The following is an 11,772-nucleotide window of genomic DNA, read 5'->3' as shown; positions in this document are numbered from 1 at the left end:
CCTTACAGAAGACCGCACACGATCACACGTCAATATGGGTCAGAAAACTCTTGCATAACGGACGGCAACCACAGAAGTAATCCCGTTTGGACACCGCCTTGGTCAGAGCATTATGCCGTAATGCCGGGCGTCTCACGAGTTTCCTACTTGCTGCTCCTCAAGCTTCGAGACCTCCAGCCCACCGTATTTCGATCGTCTTGTGTAGAAGGTCGCGTTGCCGATCCCGTAATAGATGCAGGGGTTGGCCTCCTAATGCTCTCTCGGAACTTTTACTCGTCACCGATAAGTTCATCGATTTCACGTAAGCGCTTTCGGATGGCAACAAGCTGTTCCAGCATTTGGCGCCTAGTGGATCTAAGGCGCCGCGCCTCTGTTACGAGCGCGGCAAAATCAACATGAGATGCAGGCCGCTTGATTGACTTTCGGAATGCTATGATTGCAGAACGAGACGCGCTGGGTCCGACGAGGCCCTTCTCGCGCGCCGCTTCAAGTTCCTCTGGTCCCAGTAAAGTCAGCTGATACGCTGCACTATATGAACCCGGTAGTAACGTCTCGCTAATTCGGCCACTATCCACCATGCTTGCGATCCGACGCAACTGGGAGGCCACCGGTTCGGAGAAAGGGAAAAAGCGTTCGAAACTGGCTTTAAGACGGTTTTTTTCTTCTCTCGAAAAAAGTGCATTTTCTAGCGTATTTAATGCTCGGCCGATTTCCAGAAAGGAACGCGCAGCCTTTTCCCACGCAGATGTTACGGCGCGCTGGGTATCAAGAATGATCCGGATGCGGCCCTCGTCCTTCGCAAGGTCCGTTCCGGAAAATACTGATGCAATTGTCTCCAGGGTTTCAGAAGATACGGTGGTGAGTTCATGTAGCTCGCTAGGACGCGCATCAGATGGCTGTATTTCGTCAGCATCAAGGCCCTGCAAGGCTCGCAGCGAGATGCCGCGCGTCGAATTGGCTTTGCTCACAGGTCCAACTCCTGTCGCAAGTATGACCAGAGTGCGCCAAACGCTTCCGCGTTTTTGGGCCGACTTAGATCCATGACGCCTAACCCTTTACCATTTGCGAGTGATATTTCCTCTGCTTGGGCGATTTCTACGGGACACACGGGTCCGACATTTAGCAATTTGGAGCGGATAGTCGCGTAGGAACGAGTTCGAATATTCGCCCGATTAATGATGAACGCTGCTTTCGCACCGCTCTGTTTCAAATGGCGCATCCACGGTATCACGCTGTCTAAATCGTCTTGGCTTTGCTGGCATGGAACCAGAACAAAATCAGAACTTTCACACAAGCCCAAGATTGCTGTCATGTTGATTTCGATCGAGGGCGGCGTGTCGATGACAATAAAATCGGCCGAGGATTGCCTCGCCATTTTCAGGGTGGATCGCCAGTCATCAAGGGACGCGCGATGTACAGGAATATGGGACACGGCCGGAATACTCGCACGGACGCGTTCCCTGCGTTCCGCCCATGTGGCTAGAGTTGCCTGTTTATCCATATCCAGTCCTAATACTTGTCTGCCAGATTGAGCAGCTAAAACAAGTATATTCCGAGATAACGACGATTTTCCAACACCACCCTTTGGCGATGATAGCATCACGATGGATTGTTTTGATGGAGAGGGATGTTTTGTCATTGGGACCTTATCGATGCAGGAGTTCCGCGGACCGCCACCGTATAGAAGGAGTTTTTACAGGACAGCTTTCTGAATACAAGAGAAGAGTTCCAAATCTTTTACGCCGTAAAATTTTTACCGCGTAAAACGCTTTTGTCTGTTGATTTGGTGCGTTGCTTGCGCAGGACGTATCGTCTGGGGATACAGTTAGATTACCTATGGTCGGGAGCGCTAGAGCTTTGAGCCGATTGCCCATTGTTTGCCGAAGAGGAACGGCCAAAAAAAGGTCTAAATAAGACAAAACTGCACCAGATCGACCAGCACGCCGCAAGGGGTAGCTCCTCCCCGTGCTCGGCGTCTGCGTCGCCTGCGCGCGGGTCCGGTGCTGCCGCTACGCGGCACCCTTGCCCCGCACTGCCCGACCCGGTCGCAATAAGAGCTGAAGGAAAGAGTAATCAGGCGACACAACCTGATTAGCACGCCCGTTCCTGACATCCCGAAAACCTGACCCGGAAACATCCCGGCCTGCAGAAGCAGTGCCGGGCTCCGGCGTTTGTACGGAGCACGGCCATGTCGTTCCAGCTCAACCTCTTCGGCACAACCGCTCTCGCAGATACCCAGAACGACCTTTTCTGGGGCGAACTTGAAGGCGAAGACGGCGCGTCCCCCGTCCCGCCCGCCACACCGGCCGCAATGGTCCTTCCCAAGATCGACTTTCATATGGTGGCCGACCGAGGCCTCGCTGACATCTGGAAACAGCGGGCCCGTGACAATACACTGGCAATCGCGCTGCTCAAGGAGATCGAAGAAGCAGACCGAAACGCTTCGTCCCCCGAACAGATCGTCCTGTCACGCTTCATCGGCTTTGGAGCTGGAGAACTGGCGAACAACCTGTTTCCATCCGGGAGCGATAGCCCCCGCCCAGGCTGGGAAGAGATTGGCGAGGCGATCCATGCCTCCACAACAGACGTTGAAAGGGCAGGACTGAAGCGCGCGACACAATATGCGCATTTTACGCCTGAACTGATCGTGCACGCGCTCTGGAACAAAGTGCTGCAGATGGGCTTCAGAGGCGGTTCCGTGCTTGAACCCGGCTGTGGGACCGGTCTCTTCATCGCGGCCCGACCGGAAAGGCTCGAGGGACGCATCGCCTTTACCGGGATCGAGAATGATCTGATTACGGCAAGGATTGCGCGCAGGCTCTATCCGAACCAGTGGATCCGCAGCGAGGATTTCACGACAGTGAAGCTCGCAGACGGGTATGACCTTACGATCGGTAATCCACCCTTTTCCAATCGCACCGTGCGTGGCCCGGAAGGTCTGGGACGGCTTGGCCTGAGCCTGCATGACTTTTTTATCGCCCGATCCGTCGAAGCACTCCGCCCAGGCGGCATCGCAATTTTCGTGACGTCCCGCCATACGCTGGACAAGACCGACAGCACCGCGCGCCGGACCATTGCCGACATGGCTGACCTCGTGGGGGCAGTCCGGCTCCCGGCCGGAGCAATGCGCGATGACGCCGGCACGGACGTGGTGGTGGACGTACTGGTGTTACGCAAGCGCATGATCGGCGACATGGCCGATGATGAGACCTGGCTGGAAACCGGCGCCCTTGCGGATAGCAACCAGGGTAACGGTCCGCTCCTCGTCAATCGCTACTTCCTCGACCATCCGGAGCAGGTGCTTGGCCGTCACGGCTGGACCACCACCCAGTTCGGTCCCGATTACACATGCGACGCGCGTGCCGACGGTAGGCTCGATGTGATGTTACCCCAGGCCCTGAGCCGGATCGGGCAGGACGTGCGCTTTCCGGAACCCCTGGACCAGCGCATTGTCCGGCCGGCGGGAGCCGGTGTGCTGGTCGGCACGGCTGCCGATGGCGCCCAACTGAAAGAGGGCTCCTACTTCGTCACGAAAGGCGTCCTGCAGCAGATCTGCGACGGACAGGCCACCACGGTCGCCATCAGGAAGGGGGATCAGAAGGATGGCCTCTTCCAGAAGCATGCCCGGATCATTGCCGCGCTGATACCCGTCCGGGATGCGGCACGCGCGGTGCTGCGAGCGCAGATGGAGAACCTGCCCTATGGACGCCTGCAGGGTGATCTGAAGCGTGCCTATTTCAGCTTTGTCCGACAGTTTGGCCCGATCAACCTGATGAATGTGACGGTCCGGATCGATCCAGAAACCGGGGTCGAAAACGAAACCCAGCGGCGACCGAACCTGACGCCATTTTATGATGATCCCGACGTCTGGCTGGTCTCGTCCATCGAAGAATACGACGAGGCGACACAGAAAGGCCGGATGGGACCAATTTTCTCGGAGCGGGTCATTCATGCGCCTGTCGAACCCGAGATCCATTCCGCCCACGACGCCCTGGCCGTCTGCCTGCATGAAACAGGCGGCGTGGAAATGCCGCGGATCGCGGAACTCATGGGACAGTCCGAAGCTGAGGTCGCGGCCGCACTGGGGGATGCGGTTTATCTCGATCCTGTACGAAGCGTAGATGGTCGCGATGTCTGGGTCACGGCTGATGAAATGCTCTCCGGCGCCGTGCGGACCAAGCTGGAAGAGGCACGCGATGCAGCCCGGATCGATGGGCGCTACGCCCGGAACGTCACGGCGCTGGAAGCCGTCCAGCCAGCCGATCTGCGTCCGTCGGAGATCACCGCGCGCCTTGGCGCTCCCTGGTTGCCGGTCAGCGACATCATCGCCTTTACCGCCGAAGTGCTCGGAGTCGAAACGGTCATCTATCACGCGCCTGCGGTCGCCTGCTGGACCGTGGAGAAACGGGCGTTCATGGGCAAGGCCGAGGCTACGTCAGTCTGGGGAACGGAACGGCGACATGCCGGCGAACTGCTGGAAGATGCCCTGACACAGGCATCGCCAAAAATATGGGATGTCTGGCGTGATGGCGATGGCAATGAGCACCGCGAACTGAACACACAGGAGACGGAAGCCGCAAAGGAAAAACTGGCGGCGATCAGGCGTGCGTTCGAGACATGGGTCTGGCAGGATGGCGATCGGGCCGAGCGGCTGGTCCGGCTGTATAACGATACCTACAACAACCTGGTTGCACGCGCGTTTGATGGCTCCCATCTGCGCCTGCCCGGTGCAAGCACCACGATCAGCCTGCGCCCGCACCAGAAACGGGTCATCTGGCGGATCATCGCGGCAGGCGGCACGTATATCGCGCACGCGGTCGGCTCCGGAAAGACCTTCTCGATGGTTGCGGCCGTCATGGAGCAGAAGCGGCTTGGCCTGGTCAGCAAGGCGATGATCGCCGTCCCCGGTCACTGTCTCGCCCAGATGGCCCGCGAATTCCTTATGCTCTACCCGACCGCGCGGATCCTCGTCGCCGACGAGACGAACTTCGTGAAAGCAAAGCGCCAGCGGTTCCTTGCCCGGGCCGCGACCGGAAACTGGGACGCGATCATAATCACGCATGACGCATTCAGGTTCATCCCGGTGGAGGGGGATTTCGAACGCCAGATGATCGAGGCGCAGATCGCGTCTTACGAGGAAGTGCTGGAAAGCGTCGACGCGGCCGATCGCCTGTCGCGCAAGCGGGTCGAGAGCATGAAGGAGAAGATGCAGGCGAAGCTGGAAGGCCTTTCCGCTCGCAAGGACGATCTCGTGCATCTGGGAGAGATCGGCATCGACCAGATCCTCGTCGACGAGGCGCAGCAGTTCCGGAAGCTGAGTTTTGCAACCAACCAGTCCGACCTCAAGGGGGTCGATCCGAACGGCTCGCAGCGGGCCTGGGATCTCTTCGTGAAGACGCGCTACCTGGCGGCAAAAAATCCGGAACGCCCGCTGATCATGGCGTCCGGCTCCCCGATCACCAATACGCTGGCCGAGATGTGGACGGTCAGCCGCTATATGGATCTTGAGGCGCTGCAGAAGCGCTACCTGCATGAATTCGATGCCTGGGCAGCCAATTTCGGCGAAACCCGTACCGAACTGGAACTGCAGCCAAGCGGGCTTTACAAGCCGGTCACGCGCTTCACCGAGTTCGTCAACGTCGCCGACCTCATGGCGATGTATCGCGACTTCGCGGATGTCGTGCAGCACGATGACCTGCGCCAGTACGTGAATCTGCCAGCAATCCGGGGCGGGCGTCGCGAGATTATTGTCGCGCCGACAAACGATAACTTCAGGGCCTACCAGAAGACGCTGGCGGCCCGCATCAACGCCATCGAAGCACGCCAGGGGCGTCCCCAGAAGGGCGATGACATCCTCCTGTCCGTCATCACGGATGCCCGTCATGCCGCGATCGACCTGCGCTTCGTCGCCCCTCTCGCCGCGAATGATGACACGTCGAAGCTCAACCTGATGATCGGGAACGTGTTCCGGATCTGGCAGGAGACATCGGAAAGCCGTTACAGCGATCCTGAAACCGGTCGGCCGTACGACCTGCCGGGGGCGGTGCAGATGATCTTTTCGGATCTGGGCACCGAGAGCGCGATGGAGACACGCGGTTTTTCCGCCTATACGTGGATCCGCGATGAACTGATCCGCCTGGGCGTGCCGCGCGCGGAAATCGCGTTCATGCAGCACTACAGGAAGAGTGCGGCGAAGCAGAAGCTGTTCGGTGATCTCAATGCCGGCCGCAAGCGGATCCTGATCGGCTCGACGGCGACCATGGGCACCGGCGTCAACGCCCAGCAGCGCCTCAAGGCCCTGCACCATCTCGACGTGCCGTGGCTGGTCTCCGACATCATCCAGCGCGAGGGACGCATCGAGCGGCAGGGCAACCAGCACGCGGAAATCGAACTCTACGCCTACGCCCAGCAGGGTTCCGTTGACGCGACCAACTGGCAGCTCCTCGAACGCAAGCAGCGCTTTATTGGACTTGCGATGTCAGGTGACCGTTCCATCCGGCGGATTGAGGACATTGGCGGGGAAGGGGGAAACCAGTTCGCCATGGCCAAGGCGCTTGCCTCGGGCGATGCCCGGCTGATGCACAAAGCCGGGCTGGAGGCCGATCTTGCGCGGCTCGAGAGACTGGCGGCCGCCCATTATGACGACCAGTTCGCCGTAAAACGTGCCATCGACCGGGCCGAGCGTGAGATTGCGGGCGCGGAGCGCCAGATCCCGCTTATCGAGGCGGATATTGCCAGCCGTCAGCCCACGAAGGGGGATGCGTTCGTACTGCGTCGGGACAAGGGGGATGTCAGCGAGCGCGAGAAGGCCGGATCATGGCTCCTGTCCCAGGTCCGCCTGGCGGCGAAAAACGGCGAGGCAGGCGTCTGGAACCTCGGACGCATCGGTGGGTTCGCCGTCATGTGCGAAGCTGGGCCTGCCCGTCGCGTGTACTACGAAAAGCGCGCGGTCGACGTGATGCTGTTTGTGGAAGCGCGCTCAGGCCGCATTGAAATCGGCGTCGAGGACGACACGAAGGGCCTTGGGCTGGCCTCGCGCCTCGAGCATGCGCTGCTTCGGATTGATGACGCGCTCCGTGATGCAATCCGGATGCGGGAGGAAGCGCAGCGTCGCCTGCCATCATACCGCGCCCGTCTGGGCCTGCCGTTCGCGGAACAGGCGATGCTTGATGAAAAGCGCGCTGAGCTGAAAGCGCTGGAAGACGATCTGGCGGCGACCGCGACCGATGAAGACCCGGCGCATGACGACACCGAGGACAGGGAGAAGGAAGAAGAGGTGGCAGCCTGAGAAGGGCTGCCATCTCCGGTCAGGCGCCGCAAGGGGGGGCGCCTCCCCGTGCTCGGCGTCTGCGCCGCCTGCGCGCGGGTCCGGTGCCGCCGCTGCGCGGCGCCCTTGCCCCGCCAGCCCGGTGCTGGCCGCCGGAGTGCATCAGGAAAGGCGTCCTGAGAACACGGAGTAAAAACCATGGAACTGCGCGAAGTTGATCCGAAAACCCTGCTCGACAACCCCGAAAACCCGCGGAAATCCGCGCCCAACGAGGCGGAAGAGCGCCAGCTGGCGCTGAACGTCAAGGCCGTCGGGATCATCCACCCGCCTTTGGTCCGCGAAACTCCTGACGGTCTGATGATCGTTGCAGGGCATCGCCGCCGGCGTGCCGCGGTCAAGGCCGGCCTGAAAACCATTCAGGTGACGGTGGCAGGCGATGATGCGGAACTGGACCGGATGCGTGCCGCATCGGAGAACATGATCCGTCAGCCCATGACCCAGGTTGAACAGTGGCGGGTTGTTGCCAGGCTTCGGGAGGAAAAAAAGTGGAATGACACCGCGATCTGCAAGGCGCTGATGCTCACACCGGTGCAGCTGAAGCAGATCGGCCGCCTGTCTGCCATCCTACCCGAGATTCTGGCGTGGATCGAGGCGGGCAAGGGGCCCGGCAATCGTGAACTGGCGAGCATCGCCCTTGCGTCCACCGCGCTGCAGGAACAGGTCTGGGGCCATTTCGGGTTTCCGGTTGGCTCGTCGCCGCCCGAGGATGTCGAAGCCTGCGAAGATGAGGGCGAGCAACAGCCCGACGGAAATTGGGAACCCGGTGCTGCCATCCCCGATTGGGACCGGATTGCGTCAGCCCTGCGGCAGGACCGTTTTTATGCAATCGAGGCCTCGTTTGATGACGCCATTGCAAAAAGCTGCCGGATCGCCTGGCAGGAAGATCTGTTCGGTGAAGCCGGGAAGGACGGCCGTTATACCGATGACGGCTTCGCCTATGAGAAGGCGCAGCGCCAGTGGCTGGGTCAGAACACGCCTGAAGACGCACTGATCCTGCAGAGCGACGAGAACGGCGAGCCGGTCTTCGAACCCGGCATGGTCCGGATCTACTGGCAGCGCGAGGGCGCCACGAAATTCTTCTGGCTCGATCATCGCCTGAAGGTTCGCGAGGGCTGGTGCGTCCTGCCGGGCAGCGAGGCGGCGGGTCGCGTGACGCCGTCCGCCGTCATTGAAGCCCTGCCCGAAGGGCCACGGGAACGGCCCGATATCTCGGGGCGCGGTTTTGACATGATCGGCAGTTTCCGCACCCAGGCGCTGCATGCCGCATTGGACGGCATGCGGGGCTCTGCCGATCCATGGATCCTGGTCGGGCTGATGATCGCGGCCCTCAACGCGCAGAATGTCCGGGTGGACGGGGATTCCAACGCGCACTACCCGCAGCGCCGTCCGTCACGCCGGCTCGTGGCTGCCGCCGGACTGTTCCAGGATGGCGAGATGACGCTGGACGAGGCGGTCCTGCGTGGCGCTGCTGTCGACGTGCTCAAAGCCGTGCTGTCCTGCGAGAAGAACGCGACGAATAGCGGCGACTGGGGTGTCCTGGTCGGCCATATCGTGAAAGCGGACGACCATCTGCCTGCCATGGCGGATGAAAACTTCCTGAAAACGCTCAGCAAGTCCGGCATCACGAAGGCCATAAAGGCGGAAGGCATCCTGCCGCGCAATACCGGCAAGGAAATGCGCCGCGCCCTGATGGACCATGTCGGGCAGGGGATCTGGGTGCATCCTGCCGCGCGTTTCCAGGTCGATGTCGCAGCGCTGAACGCCACCTTCGCGGAAGCGCTCGCCCCGCCATCCGAAGCGGATGACGATGATGGGGACCTGGCGCATGACGACGAGACCGAGTTGGAAGACGACGCGGATGCCGATGCGCGGACTGGTGGCCCGGGAACCGATGATCCTGCCGCGACGGGCATTGAGCTCGATGAAGTGACTGACACGCCCACAGACCTGGCGGCAGATCAGGGGGATGAGGTGCCGCACGGCAGGGCCGAAAGTCTGGCTCCGCCATCGCAGACACCTGAAGAATTCCTCAGGACGCATGTTGAGTTTGTAGGCTTCAGCTGAGCGAGGCTGTTGCCGCCGTACGGCTCTGGCTCACGGCCCGTCGCCCCCAGTGGTGACGTCGGGCGGTGAGCCAGCAACGGCCTCTGGCAGGACGTCGACCGCGAAATTCTGCGATGCGCCCCAACCGGGCTTATCCGGAACGTCAGGTTACGCGTTCACTTGCGTCGGCGAAGGAGAACCGTGATGACCCATGAATACATGACGGAAAAGCGTCTGATCGGCAGGTATGTGGTTGAACTGGGCTTCCACCCGGATGGTGGGGTTCTGATCCGGACGCCTGAAATCTATCCGCCAGCGGCCCGCCGATGGCGGGGACCCTATGAGAGCGTGGAGGCGGCAGTGGTCGAATTTTCCGCTTTCACGGCGGTTCCCAGAGTCACGTCGGCCGAGCTGGCCCGGCTGAGAGAGCGCGGCTCTGTCACCGAAATCTGCGGAAAGGAGGTGATGGTGTGGCACTGCCCATGGCGGGAAGCCAAGACACTGAGCGAATTTGTCCTGTTAAGGGAGGACGGCAATGCCTGATTTTCGTGTCACGCTGGTTGAGCGCTTGTTTGAAGCCGATGCTGGCGATTTCATGGTCACGGCGACAGACGCCCAGGCGGCTGCACGGATCGTCCTCGATGCGGTCCCCGACAGTGTGGACTCTGACGGGATCCGGACCACCATTCTGCCTGACGGTCAGGAAGTGGACCTCGAGGTCGAGGAAGTCGTCCATGGCGAGATCGTGGCCATGGTCCACGATGCCGGGACCGGCGTGCTGCAGGGACAGTTTGGGTTTTCCCTTGTTTTCAGCCCGGGCCGAGAGGCAGCCGCCGTTCTCGCCAGAGTGATGGATCGTGTCCTTGCGGATGACGGTGAGCGGGACACTCATTCAGCCTGCGTGGTGCTGCGCCGGTATCTGCACGAATACCTGAACGCGGACGCATAGGAAAAGCAGGAAGGCACAGGAAAAAATATGCCCGAAGGGCCATCGCGCCTCAAACGGTGGCTCTTGTCCCGCTCCGCAGGCCTGCGATGCCGGCGCACGCGCCGCGTTTGACCCGCGATATCCCTTCGGACCGCCAGAAGACATTCAGACAAGGAGAATGTCCATGGTGACCGCAGGCCTGTTATCCCGCCAGGGAACTGTCGTGCCGGAGCCCGGAGAGATACCTGACCTGGCGGGTTATGATCACGTCATCATCGCCTGTTCCTTTGGCAAGGATTCCCTCGCCAGTACGCTGCACCTGCTTGAAAAGGGCGTGGCGCCGCAACGCATCGAGTGGTGGCACCATCGTGTGGACGATGACGGGGACGTTTTTGACTGGCCGCATGTACCCGATTACGGGCGGCATCTGGCTGCAGCCCTTGGCGTCAGGCTGTATTTCTCCGCCCGCCAGGGCGGGATCGTGCGGGAAATGCTGCGCGAGAATGCGCCGACCGCACCGGTCTGGTTCGATACCCCGACAGGGCGCGTCACTGTCGGTGGCAAGGGACCGCCCAATACACGACGCCGCTTCCCGCAGGTTTCGGCAAACCTGTCGGTCCGCTGGTGTTCCCCATACGCCAAGATCATGGTTGCGGATGGCGCCCTGCGGAACCAGGCGCGCTTCAGTCATGCCCGGACCCTGTTTGTAACCGGAGAACGCGCGGCGGAATCCGCGAACCGTGCCCGTTACGCTGTCTTTGAGCGGCACCGGGCAGACTGTCGTGATGGTCGGGCCCGACGGCATATCGATCACTGGCGGCCGGTACATGCCTGGAGTGAAGCGGCTGTCTGGCAGATCCTGCGTCGGCATGGCGTGATTCCGCCGCTTCCCTATCAGCTCGGGTTTGGCCGTCTGTCCTGCCTGACATGTGTATTCATGTCCGCTGATCAGGCTGCAACGCTGCGTCACATGGACCCGGATCGGTTCGCCCGGCTGTGTGAGTGGGAACGCGCATTTGGCTGCACCATCCGACGCGACCGGGACCTCGGCACGCTGGCCAGCGGCGGCACGGTTTATGGCCCCGTGCGCCAGCACCCGGGTCTGGTGCGCCGCGCGCTCTGCCACCGATGGCGTGGCCGTGTCCTCACATCCCCCGAACAATGGGTCCTGCCCGCCGGCGCATTTGGCGAGAGCGCCGGGCCGGTCTGACCCGCCTCATCCTCCAGCAGGGAGAAAACCGATGTTAGCGCCTTTCCAGATCCGGAAATTCCTCGACCTGAGCACCGGCCACCTCCCCCTGTCGGACCGCGGACACCTTGAGAGATATGCAAGGTCAGGTGGTTCCTCTGGGCTGACCTGCCTGTCCGGCCCGCACGGATGGTTTGTCCATGTCCCGCTTATGTGGACGGCCTTTACGATGCAAGAGGTCACATTGATTGCATTGTCGTATCTTTCTTCTGCGTATTTTCGCTC

The 11,772-nt window shown here is 61.0% G+C and carries 8 protein-coding genes; 6 read left to right on the top strand and 2 right to left on the bottom strand.

Annotation, left to right across the window (positions count from 1 at the left end; all coding sequences use genetic code 11):
- Nucleotides 1-269: 269 nt before the first annotated feature.
- Nucleotides 270-968 carry a hypothetical protein gene (locus tag DV027_RS16235; RefSeq protein ID WP_007400691.1) on the bottom strand — a complete coding sequence of 233 codons (699 nt, stop codon included), beginning with the start codon at nt 966-968 and terminating at the stop codon, nt 270-272.
- On the bottom strand, nt 965-1,639 hold the full coding sequence (locus DV027_RS16230; RefSeq protein ID WP_235450627.1) for a ParA family protein: 675 nt from the start codon (nt 1,637-1,639) through the stop codon (nt 965-967). Before DV027_RS16230 ends, DV027_RS16235 begins: the two co-directional genes overlap by 4 nt.
- Before the next feature lie 549 nt (nt 1,640-2,188).
- Here DV027_RS16230 and DV027_RS16225 point away from each other — a divergent pair.
- The 6 genes from DV027_RS16225 to DV027_RS17795 all read left to right on the top strand — a co-directional run.
- The gene (locus DV027_RS16225) at nt 2,189-7,288 is read left to right on the top strand and encodes a lactate dehydrogenase (RefSeq protein ID WP_130732899.1); all 5,100 of its coding nucleotides are present in this window, start codon (nt 2,189-2,191) and stop codon (nt 7,286-7,288) included.
- Nucleotides 7,289-7,465: 177 nt separating this feature from the next.
- A complete protein-coding gene (locus tag DV027_RS16220; protein WP_087609036.1) occupies nt 7,466-9,391 on the top strand; it encodes a ParB/RepB/Spo0J family partition protein in 1,926 nt (641 codons plus the stop codon).
- 183 nt (nt 9,392-9,574) lie between these two features.
- Complete coding sequence (locus DV027_RS16215) at nt 9,575-9,913, top strand: hypothetical protein (RefSeq protein ID WP_110096307.1); 339 nt, start codon at nt 9,575-9,577, stop codon at nt 9,911-9,913.
- The gene (locus DV027_RS16210) at nt 9,906-10,319 is read left to right on the top strand and encodes a hypothetical protein (protein ID WP_130732898.1); all 414 of its coding nucleotides are present in this window, start codon (nt 9,906-9,908) and stop codon (nt 10,317-10,319) included. Before DV027_RS16215 ends, DV027_RS16210 begins: the two co-directional genes overlap by 8 nt.
- 157 nt (nt 10,320-10,476) lie before the next feature.
- Nucleotides 10,477-11,508: a phosphoadenosine phosphosulfate reductase domain-containing protein gene (locus DV027_RS16205; RefSeq protein WP_130732897.1), complete on the top strand. Its 1,032-nt coding sequence runs from the start codon at nt 10,477-10,479 to the stop codon at nt 11,506-11,508.
- A 31-nt stretch (nt 11,509-11,539) separates the two neighbouring features.
- On the top strand, nt 11,540-11,772 hold a 233-nt coding region (locus DV027_RS17795), incomplete at its 3' end, for a DUF5983 family protein (protein WP_130732896.1).

The organism is Komagataeibacter xylinus (genome assembly GCF_004302915.1).
Lineage (GTDB): Bacteria > Pseudomonadota > Alphaproteobacteria > Acetobacterales > Acetobacteraceae > Komagataeibacter > Komagataeibacter xylinus_C.
This window is presented reverse-complemented; position numbering and strand designations above follow the sequence as displayed.